Annotated in this window: 1 protein-coding gene; it reads left to right on the top strand. The window is 63.8% G+C overall.

The genetic code is table 11. The annotated features are described in order from the left end of the window. Nucleotides 1-260, top strand: a 260-nt coding sequence (locus OH705_RS27805) for a hypothetical protein (RefSeq protein WP_267303509.1), incomplete at both ends; no start/stop codon positions are given.

The raw sequence follows: 260 nt of genomic DNA, 5'->3' as shown, positions 1-260 counted from the left end.
CATGTGTTCGGCGATGGTGCGTGGCGGCTGTCGTGGGTGGGCAATTATACCGAATCGAAGGATGACCGCTCGGTCGTGGGCGAGGCGACCTGGGACAGCCCGTCGACCCGCACCCTGCGTCCCACGGTGGCCTATGACTTCTCGAATCCCAACCGGTCGAACTTGACGCTGTTTCAGACGATCCAGCTGGCGTCGCCGACGCGCTTTCAGGCGGGAAATGCGGTGACGGCCGTCGACGATTTCACCAAGCCGCTGTCCGG

Origin of the sequence: Pseudomonas sp. BJa3 (assembly GCF_026343815.1) — a bacterium.
GTDB classification, from domain to species: domain Bacteria; phylum Pseudomonadota; class Gammaproteobacteria; order Pseudomonadales; family Pseudomonadaceae; genus Aquipseudomonas; species Aquipseudomonas soli.
The sequence above is the reverse complement of the archived record's forward strand: the minus strand, read 5'-3'. Positions and strand labels throughout refer to the sequence as shown.